The organism is Rhodococcus sp. IEGM 1381 (assembly GCF_030056795.1).
In the GTDB taxonomy this organism is placed as follows: Bacteria; Actinomycetota; Actinomycetes; order Mycobacteriales; family Mycobacteriaceae; genus Rhodococcoides.
Window position 1 is genome coordinate 50,162 of the sequence record NZ_JASHKQ010000007.1, and the last position, 19,229, is coordinate 69,390.

Below are 19,229 nucleotides of genomic sequence, written 5' to 3' on the forward strand. Positions count from 1 at the left end.
TCTCTGGTCCGACGACCGCTGATGGTCGTCGCCACCGTCCTGTTGGCGGCAGCCCTGGTGTTGGTCATGTGTATCAACATCGGACGTGGCGACTTTCCGCTGTCCATCGCACAGGTTCTCGACGTACTTTTCGGGGGCGGCTCGAGGATCGAGCGGTTCATCGTCATGGATCTGCGGCTGCCTCGATCGCTCACCGGCCTCCTGGTCGGAGCCGCACTCGGTATCTCCGGAGCCATCACGCAGTCGATTTCCCGCAATGCGCTCGCCAGTCCCGACATCCTCGGTATCACCGCCGGTTCCAGTGCCGCAGCCGTCGCATTGATCGTGCTCGGCGGAGGCGGCAGTTTCAGCGGTCTGCTCGCTACTCTGGGCCTGCCGCTCGCGGCCCTGATCGGCGGTGTGCTCACCGCAATCGCGATCTACACCCTCGCCTGGCGAAAAGGTGTCGACGGTTTCCGGCTCATTCTGGTTGGAATCGCCGTCAACGCCATGCTCACTGCCGTCATCGGATGGCTGCTGATCAGCGCCGACATCAACGACGTCTCGCGCGCTCAGGTCTGGCTCAACGGCTCGCTCAACGGTGCCAACTGGGCGTCGGTCTGGCCGGTCGCGGCTGCTGTCGTACTCGTCGGCGGTGGCACCATCATCGCGACGTTCACCCTCGGCGCGCTACGTCTGGGTGACGACAATGCCCGATCGCTCGGAGTACGCCTGCAACACAGCCAGGCCATGATGCTCTTGGCTGCTGTCGCTCTCGCCGCCATCGCGACCGCCGCGGCCGGACCCATCGGATTCGTTGCGCTGGCAGCGCCACAGATCGCACTCCGAATCCTGCGCACGCCTGGCCCGCCCATCATTGCGTCCGCACTGCTCGGTGGATTGCTCGTCGTGGCAAGCGATCTGATCGCTCGAACGATCCTGCCGGTCGAACTTCCGGTCGGCATCGTGACCTCGGCCCTCGGCGGACCGTTCCTTCTGTACCTTCTCGTTCGCAGTAATCGAAAGGCTTCCGTATGACCACCAGCCAACCCTCGCGTCTGATCGCGCAGGATCTCAGCCTCGGTTACGGCGATCGCACCATCGTCGAACACCTCAACCTCGAAATTCACACCGGAGTCATCACCACGGTCATCGGACCCAACGGCTGCGGGAAGTCGACGCTCTTGCGTTCGCTCGGTCGCTTGCTCAAGCCGAAGGCCGGCAGTGTGATGCTCGACGGCCGAGCGATCTCCTCGATGAAGACCAAAGAGGTTGCTCGAACTCTCGGAATGCTGCCGCAGGCACCGACCGCCCCCGAAGGACTGACCGTCGCAGACCTCGTCTCACGTGGTCGTCATCCGCACCAGTCGTGGATCAGGCAGTGGAGCTCCGACGACGAGGCCGAGGTGGCGAACGCACTCGAGTTGACCGGAGTCGGCGACCTCGCCGACCGACCCGTCGACGAACTCTCGGGCGGTCAGCGGCAGAGAGCGTGGATCTCCATGGCGTTGGCCCAGGGCACCGACATCTTGTTGCTGGACGAGCCGACGACGTACCTCGATCTCGCACACTCCATCGAGGTCCTCGATCTCGTCGATCGCCTGCACGCCGAGCTCGGCCGGACGATCGTGATGGTGCTGCACGATCTCAATATGGCACTTCGCTACAGCGACCGGTTGATCGTCATGAAGCAGGGGCAGATCGTCACCTCCGGCCGACCTCAGGACGTCATATCGGAGCAGTTGTTGCTCGACGTTTTCGGCCTCGAGGCCACCGTCATCGAAGACCCGATGTCCGATCGACCGCTCATCGTTCCGATCGGGACGCGGCACGTGTACGGGTCGGTCGGCGGGCCTGTCAGGTCAGAGGACGACTCTGCTGCGAGCACATCCACAGCCGTCTAGCCGCCGTCACCGCTCGATCATGGTGCGCACCAGCTTGAACCCCTGACCGATCGACACGTCGGGTAGGTAGGCCCGACCGATCGCGTTACCGATACTGGGCAGTGCGGCCGGATCCGCGAACGTCATGTGCATCGGTTCGTAGCGCGGCTGGAACTTGGATTTGAATGCCAGGAGAGAACGGAATCCGTAGACGGGTTCGAGTGTGCGTCCGAGCACGTCGAGCAACCGTTCGAGCAGACCCGACAGAGTCGACTGCTCAGCGCTGGAGACGTGTTCGGGTTGCTTCTCGTCCACCTTGGCCAGCGGTGCGCCGGACAAACTGAGGAATCTGGCACCCTCCTGCTCGAGCAGCAGAGCAGCCGACGCGATGAGAAACTCCATCGTCGGACGAAAACCTTCCGACCGACGACGCATGAAGTCGAGCGTCCATCCGACGATGACGCCGTCCTCGTACACCGGCATCCACGAGGTCACGCCGTGCACGGTCCGATGCTCGTCGACCGCGATCAGGCACCGAACGTTCTCGTCGTCGACCTCCTCGAGACCGCCGAGAGTGAACCCCATCTCGGGCATACCCTTGTCTGCAACCCATTCCTCGGAAATCGCGGTGATCTGATCGGTGATGGCCAGTGGTGCCGAAGGGAAACGAATCCATTCGGCTACGACCCCCGCCTTCTTCGCTCGATTCAGTGCCGTCCGCACGTCCTGGAAACGCTTGCCGGTGAAGGCAATTCCGTCCAGGTCCAGCACCGTCTCCTCACCCACCTGGATTCCGCCCCAGCCGAGGGAATCGGTGATGCGGCGAACATCGGGGGTGACGGAGTAGAAACACGGTATCCAACCGTTTTTCGACGCGAACTCTGCGAATTCGACGACGTTGTCGCGCAACGACTCTCGCGGACCCACTGGATCGCCGGTAGTCAGAGCTACACCCGAGATGACGCGATAGGCTACGTAACTGCGGCCGTCGGGACCGAACCAGTACTTGTTCCCGCGCCAGGTCGTCATCCACGACAGCGCCGAACCGCTGCTCGCCATGAGCAGTCCGCGCGCTCGTTCGGTCGCGTCGGTCTCGGTCCCGTACACCGGGGTCAGGAAAGTGCTCGCAGCGAAAACGCAGACCACCGACCAGAACACCACGCCGGTCCACTCGAACAGCAAGGTGGTGGGGATGCTTTGCGGCAGCAGGGCGGGTTCGAGCCATTGCAGGTAGACGGGCGGAACCAGGCGCTGCGGGAAGTCCGCCAGCAAACCGCCGAACGTCGGCGAATCGGCAAAGCCGCCGCGCGCGAGGTACCCACCGATCGAGTAGACCACCCCGAGACCCACCCCGACTCCGATCACCGACGCCGCCCACCGCCGGTAGGTGCCCGAGGGTGCCGATACGTCGAAGAACTTGCGCGTCACCAAGAGAACCACCAGCACGATCAATGGTAGCAGGAACGGCACGGCCGTGCGATATGCGGTCGGCGATTCGAGCCCGTAGAACAGAGACTGGTCGTCGCCGGCCTCCAGGAACCGAATAGCGAAATTGGCCACCGACAGGGCGAGCAGGATCAGCTGCGAGACAATTGCCAGCGCCCAGGCGAAACGCCTGCCACGACGCAGGCCGTCGCTGACCACCAGCATGAACAGGGAGGGCATGATGCTCAGAATGATCGGACCGACGCCCCCGAGCCTGAGATCGAGCAGACCGCGACGACACTCCACCGGATCGGTGGTCGCATCGGCGCAAATCTCGCGCACCTCGGCTGCCGTGTAGGGAACTCCTCGAACCACATCTCGAAGGACAGCGAACGGACCGACAGCGTTGGGGCTCAGGGCCGCAAGCACCGGGCCCAGGGCACTCGCGGCAACGATGAGCGCAACCAGTACGCGGCCTTCGCGTTGGGTACCCGCCAATCGAGGCCCACGCGCCGAACGGCCGACGATCCACGGACCCACGATCAGGCCTATGACTGCGGCAGCCAGTCGAACCACGTCCTGCAGGTGCCCGCCGAACAGGGCCAACGTCACCAGCAGAGCCAGCACACCGACGCGGATCCGTCTGCGCCACAACGTATCCATCCGCGAGGTCGCAACCAGCACCACGCCGAATATCCAGGTCGTCGGACCTACTGCGGTTCCGACGTGCAACCGGAAACCCCAATCGGCGTCGAAGGTCTTGGCCAGAGCAGCGAGACCGAGACCGAGTAGCGAACCGGCTACCTGGGTGACGAATGCAGCGATGGCAAAGCGACCCGACCCTGTCCGGCGCTCGATAGGCGCAGCGGCGAGCAGAACCGCAACAGTCGCCACCACACAGCCGGCGATGTTGGGAGCCGTCAAACCCGAGGTCAGCGGTGTCCACAGGTGCCAGCGCTCGAACGGCATGATGCCCACCGCGAAGTACTTGTCCAATTCGCCACGGTCGTCGAACACGGCCGCAGCGATACCGGACAACCACACGATGGCAAGCAAAGTGAAGCTGACCGGGGCTCCGACCGCGCCGAACACGATGAGCGCCCACAACCTACGAAGCTGGCGCATCGCCGCGGACGAACCCAACTTCAACGCCTCGGTGCGCTTCGATATCCACGAAGGTCCAGCGAGGTCGCCTGCGTCGGCCTCTGCCGACGACGAGGTGGCTGTCGCGGGAAGCTCCGGCTCACTCACGTTCACGAAGTCAGCCCTGTTCTCGTTGCCAGCCATGGGAGTTCACGACGTAGGCCTTCCGACCAGACTGCGAAGCTGTGTCCGCCAGGTACCTCCACGTACTGCACATCCATTCCAGCGGCCTTCGCCGCGTCGTACATCTCTTGTTGACCCGGTTTGTAGTCCTCGTCGTCCGCGCCCACGACGAAAATACCGGCCGAGTCGGGGTACCGACGCGATTTGAGAAGGTCGAGCGGGTTGATGGCGGTGAATGCTGCAGAATTACCACCGAAGGCCTGCTGCACGGTTCGATCTCGATCCCCGAGGGTGGGCTCGCGTTGCCCCGACAGGTCGAGGAAGGTGGGATAGACATCAGGGTGGTTGGTCGCCATCTGTATGGAACACGTGCCACCGTAGGACAATCCACCGATCGCCCAGTGGGCACGATTGCGGTCCACCTGCAGCGTGGCGTCGATCCAATCGGGAACGTCCCGGGACAGATACGTGTCCACGTTCCCCAGCGGCGAATCGACGCAGAGCGGATTGGCGATCGATGACCCGGTGCCGTCCGCGACGACCACGACCGGCGCAAGACCGGCACGGTCACGGGCAAAGTTGTCCATGGTCTGAGCGAGCTTTCCGCCGTTGAGCCAGTCCTCGGGAGCACCCGGCTGACCGGCGAGCAACACCAGGACCGGGAGCAACGGGCGAGGATCGGCAAAATACGCGGGCGGGAGATAGATCTCGGCATCCCGGGCGGAAAAGTTGGACGCGGTGGCCGGAATGGGTGCCGAGGTGACTCTTCCTGCGGTCGTCAGATCAGCAGGTGCAGTCCACACCGAATCCAAGGGCGTACCGCTGACGGTCTGCTCCACTGCGGCCGGCACATCCGAGAACTGAATACGGGCCGCGGACTCGACTCCGAGGGCATTGCCCACGGTGGGATACGCATCGAACTCCAGGTTGACGTGCAGCGCCGCAGCTGCGACTACCAGGACCGCTGCCCCCACCGTCGTCAGTTTGCCCAGCACCCCACGGGCCGCGAGCAACCGGGACACCACTGCGAACAGTGCGGAGAGACCCACTCCGATCCAGACGTAGATCGAGGTGGCTATCGGATCCGGAAACGGTCGCCACACTTTCTCGACCACCACGTAACCGACTGCCGTGACAACGATCGCGACCGTCGCGGCGATCGGCAGCGCACGCCTCGAGTATCGCCGCGACGTCGAGACGACCAACCACACGCCACCGAGCGCGCCGAGAACGGACACGATCACCGGTACCGGGCCGTCGATCAACGACAGAGAATCGAACCACTCCACGCTTGCGTCTCCGCTCACTTCTCGAAGAGTCGGGCCGCGGGGCGGCTCGATCACGTGAGAAGGATATTCGCCCCCACGTTGCACCGGTCGAGACCCGGCGATTCGAGACGCCACGACTATGACCGAACCCACACTGCCGGAACAGTCGGTACTACCACGGGTAGTACGCATCAGCGTCGGAGTAGCCGTAGAGTACGAGGAATGGCTGGTCTTGGTGAACTAGAGCGCGCAGTGATGGACCATCTGTGGGAGTCGTCGGATCCCCAGACCGTTCGTCAGGTCCACGAGGCACTGGCGACACATCGTGAGCTCGCATACACAACTGTGATGACGGTGCTGCAGCGGCTGGCGAAGAAGAAGTTGGTCGTTCAGCAGCGCGACGATCGTGCGCATCGATACGCACCTCTACACGGACGCGACGAGTTGGTTGCGAGCCTGATGGTCGACGCGTTGTCGCAGGCACCCGCGTCCGGTGGACGCGCTGCCGCACTCGTCCACTTCGTCGGACAGGTGGGTGCCGACGAAGCCGCCGCACTCCGTGAGGCACTCGCCGCTCTGGAAGTGGCACAATCGCAGAGAGAGTCCCCTTCGGCTGGAGAAGGCCGTCCGACGGACTGACGCTCGCCGTAGTAAGTGAGGACATGAACTCGACGACTGCGTTGGCATTCGCGGTACTCGCGCTGATTCTGGCGGGGCCGGTGCCAGCCGTGCTCGCTCGCGCCAGTTGGCCGTATCGGTCCCCGCGTGCAGCACTGGTTCTGTGGCAGGCGATTGCGCTGGCCGCCGTGCTCTCGGCATTCAGCTCAGGTCTCGCCATCGGCGGACTGCTCCTGGTTCCCGGCCCGGACGGTCGTCCCACCACAGCACCCACCGACGAGATCGACGCGCTCGGCCTTCCCCTGTGGATTCTGTACGTGGTCGTACTCGCGATCACGCTCGGCATCGGTGCCAAGTTGATGTTCTCGGTTGTTCAGGTGGCGGTCCGAACCCGACGTCGCCGCTCTCGGCACCGCATGCTCGTCGATCTACTGGATCGAAACAACTTGAACGAGAACCCCTTTCGTAGTCTGCGCGATGCGGATATTCGCGTGCTCGACGCTGCCGAGCCGATCGCGTATTGCCTGCCGGGTCTGCGTCAGAGGGTGGTGCTGAGTCGGGGAACACTCGCCAACCTCTGCGAGGCAGAGATCACCGCCATCCTCAGCCACGAACGGTCGCACCTTCGTGCCCGCCACGACTTGGTCCTCGAAGCATTCACCGCGGTCAACGAGGCATTCCCGAGAATCGTGCGAAGCAAGTCGGCCCTGGGCAGCGTGCAATTGCTGGTCGAGCTGTTGGCCGACGACTCGGCGGTCAAGGTCACCGGACCCACCCCGCTGGCTCGGGCGCTGGTCGCGTGCGCCGGGTCCACCGCCCCGCGAGGTGCCATGGCGGCAGGCGGACCACACACCCTCATCCGAGTTCAACGGTTGAGCGGCCCCGGGAGCGACGTCCGCATCGCAGCGGTTGCCTACGCGACCGCTGTGGTGATCCTCGTACTTCCGACGATCTATGTGGCGATGCCGTGGCTCGAGGAACTGAGCAAGCTGGTCGGGTGAGCGTGTGTGCGATCAGGGTCGCACAGGTCACATCGAGTCGGGGTGAACATTTCGGGGTTCGTCACGTACAGTAGAGCTCGGTCGCCATCGCGACCTAGCAATCGAAATGGCACAAACAGCCCCACTTTATGCAGTTCTTATCTGCATTCTGATGGCCAGGTGACAGTGCCCTGGCTCGTATCAATGTGTTCTGGCTGTTCTTCGTGTTCCCCGGCTCGTTCGGGTGCTCTCAGCTTCGGGCTTATTGGCGTGCCCGTAATCCGGAGAGGCTTTACTGCGTGACCCACGCTGTTTCCAACACACCCGTTTCCACCACTTCCGACACCACGGCAGTCCCGACGCCCGTAGCGGCACCGGCCTTCACCTTCGCCGAGCTCGGGCTGCCCGAGGCCGTCGTCGCCGCTTTGGCTCGCAACTCGATCACGGTGCCCTCCCCCATCCAGGAGAAGGCACTTCCCGACGCCATCGCCGGCAAGAACGTTCTCGGTCGCGCGCAGACAGGCTCGGGCAAGACCCTTGCCTTCGGCCTGCCGATTCTGCAGCGCCTCTCGCTGCACACCGATCGACCGGCCGCCAAGCGCCCGCGTTCGCTCGTACTGGTTCCGACCCGCGAACTCGCTTTCCAGGTCGTCGAATCTCTCGCTCCCTACGCCAACGCGCAGGGCCTTCGGGTCATGCCGGCCGTCGGCGGCACGCCGTTCAACAAGCAGGTCGAGCAGCTCCGACGCGGAGTCGACGTACTCGTCGCCACGCCCGGCCGCCTCGCCGATCACCTTCGTCAGGGCACCTGCATCCTCGATTCCATCGAGATCACCGCACTCGACGAGGCAGACCAGATGGCCGACATGGGCTTCCTGCCCGAGGTGCGTGCCGTCCTCGCCGGCACTCCGGCAGACGGACAGCGCATGCTGTTCTCGGCAACCCTCGACCGCGAGGTTCAGTCGCTGGTCCGCCAGTTCCTGCCCGACCACGTCGAGCACTCCACCCAGGACGGTAAGGCCAGCGTTCGGACCATGGACCATTACGTCCTCATGGTCGACCGGGGTCAGAAGGATCTGGTGCTCTCCGAGATCGGTGCCCGCGAAGGCGGTCGCACCATCATGTTCGCGCGTACAAAGCTGGGCTGCGACGGAATCACCGATCGCCTGCGTGCGCTCGGTATCGCCGCGGAGTCACTGCACGGTGGCAAGGCACAGAATCAGCGCACCCGCGTTCTCGAGCGCTTCAAGAACGGCCGCACCCCCGTCCTCGTCGCTACCGACGTTGCCGCTCGCGGAATCCATGTCGACGGTATCGACCTGGTCGTTCACGTCGATCCGCCCGCAGACCACAAGGACTACCTGCACCGCGCAGGACGTACGGCACGCGCTGGAGAAAAGGGCACCGTCGTCGCGATCGTGCTCCCCAACCAGCGTCGTCAGGTTCTGCGTCTGACCGGTATGGCCGGCGTCAAGGCCACTGCCGTCAACGTCTCGCCCGGTTCGGCCGAGCTGAACAGCATCACCGGCGCGAAGAAGCCCACCGGTGAGCCGTTGCGCGCCGAGTCCGCTCCGCGCGACCGTAACAGCCGTCCCGGCTACCAGGGCTCCAATCCCCGCAGTGGCGGCGGATACCAGGGCTCCAACCCGCGTTCCACCGGCGGATACCAGGGCTCCAATCCCCGCAGCAGCGGCGGATACCAGGGTTCGAACCCCCGTAGTGAAGGCGGCTACCAAGGTGACCGCCCCCGCACCGGCTACCAGGGCTCCAACCCGCGCAGCGAGGGCGGCTACCAGGGTGACCGCCCGCGTCGCACCGATTCGAGCTCGTACCGCGGCTCCGAGGGCCGTGGCTACGAAGGTCGCGGTGCCGACAACCGAGGCTCGGACAACCGTCGCCCGGCATCCGCTCCCCGCCAGGACGAGCACCGGTCGGGTGGCTTCCGCAGCCGCACGGACCGTCGCTCGTACGACGGTTTCGAAGGTCCGGCTCGCAGCCACTGATCGTTTCGTAACCGTGCGGTCGTGAACCGACCGAAACATATTTCGACGACACGAGGTGTCGCATTCTTCGCGAATGCGACACCTCGTGTCGTTGTGTACCGGCATGTTTGGGACTTGCTCGGGGGTTGGCTCGCGCTACGTGGCCCGGCAGGGAAAGCTGTCTGTATGACCTCAGCAGCAGAACCGACAGAACTGGCTCAGATCGGAGTCACCGGACTCGCCGTCATGGGCTCCAATATCGCACGCAACTTCGCTCATCACGGGCACACCGTCGCGTTGCACAACCGCAGTGTCGCCAAGACCGATGCGTTGATCGCCGAGCACGGCAGCGAGGGCAACTTCATCCGTACCGAAACCATCGAGGAGTTCGTCGCTGCGCTCGCGAAGCCGCGCCGGGTCCTCATCATGGTCAAGGCGGGCGACCCGACGGACGCGGTGATCGAGGAACTCGCGGGCGCGATGGAAGAGGGCGACATCATCATCGATGGTGGCAACGCGCTCTACACCGACACCATCCGCCGTGAGGCTGCCATGAAGGAGCGCGGCCTGCTCTTCGTCGGTGCTGGAATCTCCGGAGGCGAGGAGGGCGCTCTCAACGGCCCGTCGATCATGCCGGGCGGCCCGGCCGAGTCCTACAAGGCACTCGGTCCGCTGCTCGAGTCCATTGCGGCACAGGTGGACGGCACGCCGTGCTGCACTCACATCGGACCCGACGGCTCCGGCCACTTCGTGAAGATGGTGCACAACGGAATCGAATACGCCGATATGCAACTCATCGGCGAGGCATACAACCTGTTCCGCGACGCCCTCGGTTACACCCCGGCGCAGGTAGCCGACGTCTTCACCGAGTGGAACAACGGCGATTTGGAGAGCTATCTGGTGGAGATCACCGCCGAGGTGCTCCGCCAGGTCGACGCCAAGACAGGTCAGCCGTTGGTGGACGTGATCGTCGACGCCGCCGAGCAGAAGGGCACCGGCCGCTGGACTGTCAAGGCCGCACTCGATCTGGGTGTTCCCGTCACCGGTATCGCCGAAGCCGTCTTCGCCCGGGCGCTGTCGGGGTCGCGGGCGCAGCGTAAGGCGGCCGTCGGGCTGGCCTCCGGTGCCCTTGCGGACAAGCCCACCGACGCGGAGCAGTTTACGCACGACATCAGCCGGGCGCTGTACGCATCGAAGATCGTTGCCTACGCACAGGGCTTCGATCAGATTGCGGCAGGCAGCGCCGAGTACGACTGGAACCTCCATCCCGGTGACCTCGCCACCATCTGGCGCGGCGGTTGCATCATCCGCGCACGGTTCCTCGACCGCATCAAGGACGCGTACGACGACAACGCCGAGCTGCCCAGTTTGATCCTGGCACCGTACTTCCGTGACGCCATCGAGAACGCCATCGACAGCTGGCGTCGCGTCGTCATCACCGCGGCCTCGCTGGGCATTCCGGTCCCCGCGTTCGCGTCGTCACTCTCGTACTACGACGCGTTGCGAGCAGAGCGTCTGCCTGCAGCGTTGACTCAAGGGCAGCGTGACTTCTTCGGTGCCCACACCTACGAGCGAACCGACTCGGAAGGAAAGTTCCACACCCTCTGGAGTGGCGATCGCTCCGAGGTCGAGGCCTGACCCACCCTCGTCCACCGGTGGCGCTGCGTGCTCTCACGCAGCGCCACTGGCGTGTGGACGACTGCAATCAGTAGGCCAACGGTCCGAGCACCGGTTGGACCACCGTCGAGGGAATGCCCTCCCACGGCAACGAACCCTCGCAGTCCTTCCACACGGCTTGAACGGCGCTGAAGCACCCCCTGCCGTACACGTCCGATGCCGCGTGGAGAATGTCTGCGCAATCGGGTACATCGATGGTGAAGAGCTCGAATCCTGCTGCCCAACAGCCGATTCCAGCTTCGACTTCCAAAAGCCCCGAAGCAACGGAAGTGCCGAGCGCATTCAGTATTCGCGAGGACTCGTTCGGGTCGCGACCCGTCACGACGATCTCCGGACTTCCGAACCCGGTGAGACCGACGGTGTAGCAGAACGCCGGATGGATACCGTCCCGGTCGACCTCCGATTCGACGTACTGCAAGGCCCAGCCGAATCGATCCATGGCGCTCTTCACCTCTCCGATGTACTCGTCGACGCTGTAGCCCTCACACATCCTGCACATAGCTCCCCCACTCGGCGAGCGGTCGCCCCCACGGCAACCGCGATGTCGAACGCATTCGAACGTGCGTTCTACGACGGAGTGTTGCGCGCGGCACCGACAAGAAGATTCCATGCGCGCTCGACGCGGCGGTAAGGTCTCAGTTATGCCGGGTCAATCACCGAAGGGGCGTTCCGCAGGCTCCACTCCACCCGCTTCATCGTTCGCAGACCTGGGGCTCCCGGTGGTTCTCGTACATTCGCTGAAGAATGCGGGTGTGTCCCACCCCTTTCCGATCCAGGTTGCTGCAGTCCCCGACGCACTTGCCGGTCGTGACGTACTCGGACGCGCCCCGACCGGATCGGGAAAGACGCTCGCGTTCGGACTTCCACTGCTCGTACGGCTGGCAGGTCGTCGAAGCGAGCCGGCAGCACCGCGTGGACTCGTGCTCGCTCCGACGCGGGAACTCGCACTCCAGATCCACGAGGTCCTCGACCTACACGGTGCCACCTTCGGCCTACGCAGCGTCGGTCTCGTGGGCGGTGTCCCCCTCGAACGAAATGTTCGCGAGATTCAGCGCGGTGTCGACATCGTGGTCGCCACCCCCGGTCGTCTCAACGACCTGCTCGAGCGCCGTTCCATCGCGCTGAATCGTGTCGAGATGACCGTGATCGACGAAGCGGACCGAATGGTGGACATGGGGTTTCTGCCCCAGATCGAATCGCTTATGGCCGCGACGCCACCCGACGGCCAGCGGTTGTTGTTCTCGGCAACCCTCGACAAGGACACCGACCGCCTGGTCGAGAGGTTCATGGACGATCCGGCGGAGCACTCCACTGCCGAATCGGTGAGCGTGCCCGACATTGCGCACTACGTGTTCGAGGTCGATGCCGCGCGCAAGACCGAAGTAGCTGCTGCACTCGCCAACAGAGACGGACGAACGCTGTTGTTCGTCCGTACCACCCACGCGGTCGATCGACTCACCGACGAGTGTCGCCGACTGGGCGTGCCCGTATCGTCGTTGCACGGCAACAAGACTCAGGCGCACCGCACGCGTTCGCTGGCCGCCTTCGCGGACGGCAGCTCGGCCGCGCTGATCGCAACCGACGTCGCGGCTCGTGGTGTTCACGTCGACGACGTCACACTGGTGGTGCACGTCGACCCACCGATGGATTCCAAGGACTACGTGCACCGTGCAGGCCGAACCGCGCGAGCCGGGGCCAGCGGAACCGTCGTGACCTTGGCTACCGACGATCAGTTGGCGCGGGTGCGCGCCATGGCAGACGAAGCGGGAATCTCGGCCACCGTCGTCGATACCGAAGCGGACCCCGTCTCGTGGCGCCGCATGACCGGAGCTCGCACCCCCATCGGCAGACCACTGTCGAATTCGGCCGACACACCGGGATCCGCCCGCGGTGATCTGCCGGAGCGAGGGCCGCGGCGGGGGGCCGCACCCGCGCGAAACGAACGACGGGGCAGAACCGGAGGCAGTCGGGGCACCAGCCGAGGACGACGCGGGTGACGTCGCCCTGGTTGTCCGTTGTACTCGCCCTTGTTTCGGCATTCCTGTTCGCGTGCGCGGCGGTGGCGCAGCAGAGCGCCGCGGCGTCCGTTCCGGAGGGAACGTCGCTGGTGTCGGCTCTCGTTCGCAGTCCCCGATGGTGGATGGGCGTGGTCGGAGACGGGGGTGGCTATGCGGTACAGATCGCCGCGCTCTGGGTCGGTTCGGTCCTCGTCGTGCAGCCACTGCTCGTCACCGCCCTGCTGTTCGCATTACCGATGTCGGCGAAATTCGCGCGCCGCTCCCTGCCTGGGTCGACCTGGGCCCTCGCGTTTCTCCTCGCCGCCGCGCTCGCGGTCTTCATCGTGGTGGGTGACCCGAGCGAAGGCACAACCGACGCTCCTCTCGCAGCGTGGGTCGTGCCTCTGATCGTTGCCGCTGTCGTGATCGGCGGCGCGGCAGTGAGCGGTCTGGTGCTGGCCTCCCCCGGCCTGCGGGCTCTGCTTCTCGGAGCTGCGGGAGGTCTGTTGTTCGGACTTGCTGCAGCGCTCACCAAATTCGTGACCGATCTCGTCGACGCCGATCCAATTGCAGCTCTGACAGCGTGGCAGACCTACACCCTGATCGGATCCGGCGTTGTCGGGTTCTACTTGCAACAACGCGCGTTCCAGGTGGGGCCGCTGTCTGCATCGATGCCGGCCGTCACGATCTGCGAACCCCTCGGTGCTGCGTTCATCGGAGTGACGGTCCTGGACGAGAGAATCAGAACCGAGGGCGCAGCCCTGGCGACGATCGTGGTGGCGGTGGCCGTCATGATTGTCACCACCGTCCTTCTGTCGCGTACTCAGGCGGCGAACACTGCCGATTCGACGGCGGCAGACCGGGCGTCGAACACAGGAACTTCATCCGACCGGTAGTCTCGATCAACGTGCAGTTCCTCGATGGTCACCAGCCGCCCTACGATCTCACCTACGACGATGTCTTCCTCGTCCCCAACCGAACCGATGTCACCTCGCGTTTCGACGTCGACCTGAGCACGGTGGACGGTTCGGGAACGACCATTCCGATCGTGGTGTCGAACATGACGGCAGTATCGGGTCGGCGGATGGCCGAGACCGTCGCTCGCCGTGGTGCCATCGCCGTCATCCCGCAGGACTTGCCGACCGAGGCCGTCGCCGACACCGTCGCATTCGTCAAGAGCCGTGACCTGATCGCGGATACACCAGTCGTGCTCGGGCCCAACGCGTCCGTGTCCGACGCTTTGGCGCTGGTACACAAACGAGCTCACGGATCGGTCGTGATCGTCGAGCACGGCAAGCCCATCGGAGTCGTCACCGAGAGCGCCTGCACCGACGTCGACCGCTTCGCCCGGCTCAGTTCCGTGGCGTCTGCCGACTTCGTGCGCGTTCCCCGCCATGCGTCGCCCAAGGAAGTGTTCGAGAAGATCGAGGCGGCACATGCTCACCTTGCTGTCGTCGTCGAGGACGACGGCTCGCTGGCGGGTGTCGTGACGAGAACCGGCGCGGTTCGGACGGGCATCTACGCCCCTGCCGTGGACGCATCGGGGCGCCTGCGAATCGCCGCGGCTGTCGGCATCAACGGCAACGTGGCGGAGAAGGCGACCGCACTCGTCGAGGCCGGTGCCGACGTTCTGGTGATGGACACGGCCCACGGACATCAGGAGAAGATGCTCGACGCGCTCGCTGCAGTACGCGCTCTCGATCTTGGAGTACCCCTTGCTGCCGGGAACGTGGTGTCTGCGCAAGGTACGCGCGATCTGGTGCGGGCCGGCGCGGACATCGTCAAGGTCGGTGTCGGTCCCGGCGCGATGTGTACGACGCGGATTATGACCGGCGTCGGGCGCCCTCAGTTCTCGGCGGTGGCCGACTGTTCCGCTGCCGCAGCCGAGCTCGGAGCCTCGGTGTGGGCCGACGGCGGCGTGCGGCACCCCCGTGACGTTGCGCTCGCCCTGGCTGCAGGAGCCGCGAACGTCATGATCGGCTCGTGGTTCGCCGGAACGTACGAGTCTCCCGGCGACTTACGAGTGGACGCGTCGGGCAATCGCTACAAGGAGAGCTTCGGCATGGCGTCCAAGCGGGCGGTTGCCGCACGTACCGCTACCGACGGTGCGTTCGATCGGGCTCGCAAGGCCTTGTTCGAGGAGGGCATTTCCAGTTCTCGGATGCGCCTGGATCCCGACCGCCCCGGCGTCGAAGACCTGATCGATCATATCTGTGCCGGAGTTCGGAGCACCTGCACCTACGCAGGGGCCCGCAGTCTCCCGGAGTTGGCCGAACGCGCAGTTCTGGGAGTTCAGTCCGCAGCTGGATTCGCCGAGGGGCGCCCCCTGCCGTCCGGGTGGTGACCCTCGTTCCCGGTTAGACTCTCCAACAGCAGTCACAGTTGTCCGCGCTCGCTGTGTGCCCGAGGCCGATCACTCGTGCCTGGGTGCCGTCGAATCGTAGGTCCCGCACGGGTGGGGTCACAGCGCGGACCATACAGAAGGGAATCAGGTGCCCGAGGCACCCACTATTTCGGTTGCCGGTCCGGCAACTGCAGAGCAGCACGACGAGAGTTCCACTTCGGAGGGATCCTCTATCGAGCCGGGAGAGAAACCCGGCGACACCGATTTCAGCAGCCGCGCGCAGTCCGGCGGTGCGATGCTCTTGTCCCAGCTTCGACGGCCCCGGCTCGGACGGAGTTGAGACATGGCGACTCTTCTCACCATCGTCAGTCTTCTCGGCTTCGTCGCCTTGACGGCCGGTACCGCTTTGTTCGTCGCGGCCGAGTTCTCCCTCACTGCCTTGGAACGCAGTGCGGTCGAGTCTCAGGCCGAGAACGGCGACATGCGTTCGCGCCAGGTTCTGCACGCCCACAAGACCCTGTCGTTCCAACTCTCCGGTGCTCAGCTGGGCATCACCATCACAACTCTGATCACCGGTTATCTCGCCGAACCGGTATTGGCCGGCTTCATCCGTCCGGTGGCCGATGCGCTCGGCGCGTCCGAGACGCTCGCGTCGGGCATCTCACTTGCCGTGGCGCTGATCCTGGCCACCTCGTTCTCGATGATCTTCGGTGAGTTGGTCCCGAAGAACATTGCCATCGCGAAACCGATGTCGACGGCCCGCGTCACCGCAGGCGCGATGGCCGGGTTCTCGCTGGTCTTCAAGTGGGCGATCAACGGGCTCAACGGCTCTGCCAACTGGCTCGTTCGACGACTCGGAATCGAGCCGGCCGAGGAACTCAGATCGGCGCGGTCGCCACAGGAGCTGGGTTCGCTCGTGCGGACGTCGGCACGGCAGGGATCTATCGACGAGAACACGGCTCGACTGGTGGATCGGTCGTTGCAGTTCGGCGATCGCACAGCCGAGGAGCTGATGACACCACGAGTCAAGATCGAGACACTCGCCACCGACTCGACCGTGGCAGATCTGATAGAAACTGCGGCGCGTACCGGCTTTTCACGCTTCCCTGTGGTCGACGGCGATCTGGACGACACGGTCGGCGTCGTCCACATCAAGCATGCGTTCACCGTCGCCGGAGCGCTCCGGCGTTCGACAACGGTCGAGTCCCTGGCACGTGATGTTCCCGTCGTACCGTCGAGCCTCGACGGCGACGCGGTGATGGAACGGGTGCGGGCCGACGGCATGCAGGTGGCGCTCGTCGTCGACGAGTACGGCGGTACCGCAGGCATGGTGACAATGGAAGATCTCATCGAGGAGATCGTCGGTGACGTGCGCGACGAACACGACGAGCCGGAACTCGATGTCTCGCGTTCCGGCGAGGGATGGGACTGCGCCGGCCTACTACGTATCGACGAAGTCGCTTCGGCTACCGGCTATTCCGCGCCGGAGGGTGAGTACGAAACCATCGGTGGCCTGGTTCTCTCCGAGTTGGCACGCATCCCGAGCGAGGGGGACGCGGTTCTCCTGCCGCCGCCGTCGAGCGAGGATCCGCTCGACGGAGACGGCGGCTGGGTGGCACGGGTGATCCGCATGGACGGTCGTCGGATAGATCGGGTGTTGCTCTTGCCCGTCGACGCCGCAACGGTGGCTCGAATGAGATCGGAGGGAGAGATCGATGGGTGACCTGTTCGGAGTCGGCCTCGCTGTTCTCCTGCTGGCCGGCAATGCATTCTTCGTCGGAGCCGAGTTCGCTTTGATCTCCGCTCGGCGCGATCGACTCGAAGCGCTGCTCGCGCAGGGTAAGAAACGCGCACAGAGTGTCATCGAGGCCGGTCAGAATCTGTCGCAGATGCTCGCCGCTGCCCAGCTCGGCATCACGATCTGCTCGATTCTTCTGGGCCGGGTAGCCGAGCCGGCGGTGGCCCACCTGATCGAGGTCCCCCTCGACGCCGTCGGAATCCCCGAATCGTTCCTGCACCCGATCGCCTTCGCCATCGCGTTGACTCTCGTGGTCGTACTGCACATCCTGATCGGCGAGATGGTTCCCAAGAACATCGCGATCGCGGGTCCGGAGAGCACCGCCATGATTCTGGTGCCGATCCACCTCGTGTTCATCAAGGTCGCGCTTCCGCTGATCTCGTTCTACAACCTGTGCGCCAATCTCACGCTCAGGATGCTGCGTATCGAGCCCAAGGACGAGCTGAGTTCCTCGGTCTCGGCGGTGGAGTTGTCGCAGATGATCGGCGAGTCACGATCCGAAGGACTGATCGACGCCGAGGAGCACCGCAGACTGCGGCAGGCGCTCGAGACGTCCGGTCGGACGGTCGGCGAGGTGTTGATCCCTTCCCATCAGGTTCGCAGCATCGAGTTGTCCGGGCCCGATCACAACCTCGGACCCACACTGGGCTCCGTCGAACGCGCCGTCATCGAGACCGGTTTCTCGCGCTACCCGGTCCGCGACGCGGCCGGCGCGCTGGTCGGCTATCTACACCTCAAGGACGTTCTCGACGACATGGCCGACGAGTCGGCCGGACCGGACACGGTCATCCCGCGAAGTGACGTTCGGGCACTACCCGTCGTCTCCATCGACACGGTGCTCGACGACGCACTGACCAAATTGCGACGCGCCAGTAGCCACCTCGGGGCCGTGCACGACGCGACGGGGGCCACTGTCGGGATCGTTGCACTCGAAGACTTGGTCGAGGAATTCGTCGGTACCGTTCGAGACGGCACGCACCGCGTGGCCGGACCTCGGCCGGGTCAATCTGCATCGAATTCGTCGAGCGCTCCCCAGCGGAACGCGTAAATGTCCGGCCCGGCGTCGCTGATCGAAGCGGAGTGGACAACCAGACGGGATGCGCACACGGCGCGGGTCGAGAACCTCGTCGGTGATTATTTGACCGGCCGAGGACGTGGCAACACCCATCCGGTGCTGGATTTCCTGTTCACCTACTACAGTCACCGACCTGGTCAACTGCGCCGGTGGAATCCGGGTCACGGCATCGTTCTGACCGGTGACCGTGCAGGAGAATACGCCGAGTTCGCGTCCTACGAACAGGTGCAGACCGACTGGGGCGTCGGTTACCGGGTGCGGTCCGATCTCGTCGAGCGCCGCCGCTCGAGTATCGAATTCATCCTCGGACTGCTGACCGCCACGGCCGAGCGAGCACCCCTGCTCGGCTGCTTCGGGTTGCACGAGTGGGCGATGGTCTACCGCGGAGGAATCTCGGCGCAGCGGCACGAGCAGGTGCCACTGCGCCTCGGCCGTGACGGAACCGATGCTGTGGTCGATTCGATGACGTTGCGGTGCACCCACTACGACGCCTTCCGGTTTTTCACCCCCGACGCCACACCGCGCAACGCGCTGACGCTCTCCCCGGAGTCGCGCCTTGGGTCCGAGCAGCCCGGTTGCATTCACGCCTCCATGGATCTGTACAAGTGGTGCTACAAGCTGGGTCCGTTGATCGATTCGGAGTTTCTGACCGACTGTTTCGAGCTGGCGCTGCACGCGCGCACGATCGATATGCGGGCGAGTCCCTACGATCTGAGCGACTACGACCTCGAACCCATTCGGATCGAGACCGCGGCCGGGCGAGCAGAATACGTGCGCGCGCAGGGGGAACTGTCGACCGAAGCGGCACCTCTACGCTCGGCGTTGATGGCTCGGTGCCAGAATTTACTGATCGGCGGCGAGTTCGGAGACGGACTTACTGCCGAGTAACATCGACATCGTTGTCGTGGGGACACCGTCATCGGTGTCCGAGACCGGA

15 protein-coding genes are annotated in these 19,229 nt (G+C 64.6%); 12 read left to right on the top strand and 3 right to left on the bottom strand.

Features of this window, described 5'->3' with window-relative positions:
- The first annotated feature begins 21 nt into the window (after nt 1–21).
- On the top strand, nt 22–1,017 hold the full coding sequence (locus QM797_RS16760) for a FecCD family ABC transporter permease (RefSeq protein ID WP_283276934.1): 996 nt from the start codon (nt 22–24) through the stop codon (nt 1,015–1,017).
- The gene (locus QM797_RS16765; RefSeq protein WP_283276784.1) at nt 1,014–1,883 is read left to right on the top strand and encodes an ABC transporter ATP-binding protein; all 870 of its coding nucleotides are present in this window, start codon (nt 1,014–1,016) and stop codon (nt 1,881–1,883) included. The genes QM797_RS16760 and QM797_RS16765 overlap by 4 nt, the downstream gene beginning before the upstream one ends.
- A 6-nt stretch (nt 1,884–1,889) precedes the next feature.
- Here QM797_RS16765 and QM797_RS16770 read toward each other — a convergent pair whose 3' ends face one another.
- Nucleotides 1,890–4,412, bottom strand: a complete 2,523-nt coding sequence (locus QM797_RS16770) for a bifunctional lysylphosphatidylglycerol flippase/synthetase MprF (protein WP_283276936.1) — start codon at nt 4,410–4,412, stop codon at nt 1,890–1,892.
- A 128-nt stretch (nt 4,413–4,540) separates the two neighbouring features.
- Complete coding sequence (locus QM797_RS16775; protein ID WP_283276937.1) at nt 4,541–5,842, bottom strand: alpha/beta hydrolase; 1,302 nt, start codon at nt 5,840–5,842, stop codon at nt 4,541–4,543.
- A gap of 201 nt (nt 5,843–6,043) precedes the next feature.
- Between QM797_RS16775 and QM797_RS16780 the strand changes: the two genes are divergently transcribed.
- The 4 genes from QM797_RS16780 (at nt 6,044) to gnd (ending at nt 11,039) form a co-directional block, all read left to right on the top strand.
- The gene (locus tag QM797_RS16780) at nt 6,044–6,460 is read left to right on the top strand and encodes a BlaI/MecI/CopY family transcriptional regulator (RefSeq protein WP_283276785.1); all 417 of its coding nucleotides are present in this window, start codon (nt 6,044–6,046) and stop codon (nt 6,458–6,460) included.
- A 23-nt stretch (nt 6,461–6,483) separates the two neighbouring features.
- Nucleotides 6,484–7,440 (top strand): M56 family metallopeptidase, encoded by a 957-nt coding sequence (locus QM797_RS16785; protein ID WP_283276786.1) that lies wholly within the window; start codon nt 6,484–6,486, stop codon nt 7,438–7,440.
- Nucleotides 7,441–7,718: 278 nt separating this feature from the next.
- Complete coding sequence (locus tag QM797_RS16790; RefSeq protein ID WP_502942352.1) at nt 7,719–9,422, top strand: DEAD/DEAH box helicase; 1,704 nt, start codon at nt 7,719–7,721, stop codon at nt 9,420–9,422.
- Nucleotides 9,423–9,587: 165 nt separating this feature from the next.
- Nucleotides 9,588–11,039, top strand: a complete 1,452-nt coding sequence (gnd, locus tag QM797_RS16795; RefSeq protein ID WP_283276787.1) for an NADP-dependent phosphogluconate dehydrogenase — start codon at nt 9,588–9,590, stop codon at nt 11,037–11,039.
- A gap of 67 nt (nt 11,040–11,106) precedes the next feature.
- Here the strand turns inward: gnd and QM797_RS16800 are convergent, their stop codons facing one another.
- Nucleotides 11,107–11,568 (bottom strand): DUF4262 domain-containing protein, encoded by a 462-nt coding sequence (locus QM797_RS16800; protein ID WP_283276788.1) that lies wholly within the window; start codon nt 11,566–11,568, stop codon nt 11,107–11,109.
- A gap of 151 nt (nt 11,569–11,719) precedes the next feature.
- On the opposite strand from QM797_RS16800, the gene QM797_RS16805 reads away from it, so the two are divergent.
- The 6 genes from QM797_RS16805 to QM797_RS16830 all read left to right on the top strand — a co-directional run bounded on the left by QM797_RS16805 (nt 11,720) and on the right by QM797_RS16830 (nt 19,180).
- Nucleotides 11,720–13,075 carry a DEAD/DEAH box helicase gene (locus tag QM797_RS16805; RefSeq protein ID WP_502942353.1) on the top strand — a complete coding sequence of 452 codons (1,356 nt, stop codon included), beginning with the start codon at nt 11,720–11,722 and terminating at the stop codon, nt 13,073–13,075.
- Nucleotides 13,072–13,971 (top strand): DMT family transporter, encoded by a 900-nt coding sequence (locus QM797_RS16810; RefSeq protein ID WP_283276790.1) that lies wholly within the window; start codon nt 13,072–13,074, stop codon nt 13,969–13,971. The genes QM797_RS16805 and QM797_RS16810 overlap by 4 nt, the downstream gene beginning before the upstream one ends.
- A gap of 11 nt (nt 13,972–13,982) precedes the next feature.
- Nucleotides 13,983–15,419 (top strand): GMP reductase, encoded by a 1,437-nt coding sequence (gene guaB1 / locus QM797_RS16815; protein WP_283276791.1) that lies wholly within the window; start codon nt 13,983–13,985, stop codon nt 15,417–15,419.
- A 343-nt stretch (nt 15,420–15,762) separates the two neighbouring features.
- Nucleotides 15,763–17,142 carry a hemolysin family protein gene (locus tag QM797_RS16820; RefSeq protein WP_283276792.1) on the top strand — a complete coding sequence of 460 codons (1,380 nt, stop codon included), beginning with the start codon at nt 15,763–15,765 and terminating at the stop codon, nt 17,140–17,142.
- Nucleotides 17,135–18,265 carry a hemolysin family protein gene (locus tag QM797_RS16825; protein WP_283276793.1) on the top strand — a complete coding sequence of 377 codons (1,131 nt, stop codon included), beginning with the start codon at nt 17,135–17,137 and terminating at the stop codon, nt 18,263–18,265. The genes QM797_RS16820 and QM797_RS16825 overlap by 8 nt, the downstream gene beginning before the upstream one ends.
- Nucleotides 18,266–19,180 (top strand): 3-methyladenine DNA glycosylase, encoded by a 915-nt coding sequence (locus QM797_RS16830; RefSeq protein WP_283276794.1) that lies wholly within the window; start codon nt 18,266–18,268, stop codon nt 19,178–19,180.
- Nucleotides 19,181–19,229: the final 49 nt, after the last annotated feature.

What these genes read in the sequence shown, in the direction of transcription:
- QM797_RS16830 (WP_283276794.1), top strand. Translation starts at nt 18,266, where the DNA reads ATGTCCGGCCCGGCGTCGCTGATCGAAGCGGAGTGGACAACCAGACGG.
- QM797_RS16785 (WP_283276786.1), top strand. Translation starts at nt 6,484, where the DNA reads ATGAACTCGACGACTGCGTTGGCATTCGCGGTACTCGCGCTGATTCTG.
- QM797_RS16825 (WP_283276793.1), top strand. Translation starts at nt 17,135, where the DNA reads ATGGGTGACCTGTTCGGAGTCGGCCTCGCTGTTCTCCTGCTGGCCGGC.
- QM797_RS16780 (WP_283276785.1), top strand. Translation starts at nt 6,044, where the DNA reads ATGGCTGGTCTTGGTGAACTAGAGCGCGCAGTGATGGACCATCTGTGG.
- QM797_RS16765 (WP_283276784.1), top strand. Translation starts at nt 1,014, where the DNA reads ATGACCACCAGCCAACCCTCGCGTCTGATCGCGCAGGATCTCAGCCTC.
- gnd (WP_283276787.1), top strand. Translation starts at nt 9,588, where the DNA reads ATGACCTCAGCAGCAGAACCGACAGAACTGGCTCAGATCGGAGTCACC.
- QM797_RS16800 (WP_283276788.1), bottom strand. Translation starts at nt 11,568, where the DNA reads ATGTGTGAGGGCTACAGCGTCGACGAGTACATCGGAGAGGTGAAGAGC.
- QM797_RS16760 (WP_283276934.1), top strand. Translation starts at nt 22, where the DNA reads ATGGTCGTCGCCACCGTCCTGTTGGCGGCAGCCCTGGTGTTGGTCATG.
- QM797_RS16770 (WP_283276936.1), bottom strand. Translation starts at nt 4,412, where the DNA reads ATGCGCCAGCTTCGTAGGTTGTGGGCGCTCATCGTGTTCGGCGCGGTC.
- QM797_RS16820 (WP_283276792.1), top strand. Translation starts at nt 15,763, where the DNA reads ATGGCGACTCTTCTCACCATCGTCAGTCTTCTCGGCTTCGTCGCCTTG.
- QM797_RS16805 (WP_502942353.1), top strand. Translation starts at nt 11,720, where the DNA reads ATGCCGGGTCAATCACCGAAGGGGCGTTCCGCAGGCTCCACTCCACCC.